The organism is Pseudoalteromonas sp. bablab_jr010 (assembly GCF_016464105.1).
GTDB lineage: Bacteria > Pseudomonadota > Gammaproteobacteria > Enterobacterales > Alteromonadaceae > Pseudoalteromonas > Pseudoalteromonas simplex.
Map to the genome: position 1 here is coordinate 1 of NZ_JACDWV010000108.1, position 504 is coordinate 504.

General features: G+C 42.3%; 1 protein-coding gene. It reads right to left on the reverse strand.

Going from position 1 to position 504, the window contains the following annotated elements; genetic code table 11:
* A partial coding sequence (locus JIG37_RS10155) for an RNA-guided endonuclease TnpB family protein (RefSeq protein ID WP_199529303.1) occupies nt 1-504 on the reverse strand: 504 nt, incomplete at both ends.

A 504-nucleotide genomic window follows, 5' to 3' on the forward strand; every position in this document is an offset into this window, starting at 1 on the left:
ATTGATTATCTGTCGTGAAATTTTGTGCGCAAAGTCGAGCCTTTGCCTTGAGATTTTACCGTGTAGTTTATTGATGCGTTGTTTAGTTTTGTGCCAACGATTTGAGCCTTTGGTTCGACGCGCAAGCTGGCGTTGCAATTGATTTAGCTTCTCTTTTGACTGCTTTAAAAACTTCGGATTATCGGCCACAAATCCGTTCGAACCAACCACCGTTTGCTTTGAGTTGATATCAAAACCAGTGATCTTTTCCAAAACCTGTTTAGCCGTTTTACACTCTACTTCCTGTGTGATGCTGCATTCCCACTTTCCGTGACGATATTGAATAGTTACGGTCTTAATTTTGCTCGCAAGCCCACGATGCAAAACGATTGGCACTTTGCCGACCTTTGGGATGCTTATAGCGTCATTTTCAATTCGAATACAGTTGGAATTATTGACCGCTCGGAAGCTATCATTGTGAAGCCGCTTCCTTTTGTAGGAAACTTTGTGCTTTGGAAAATGCTG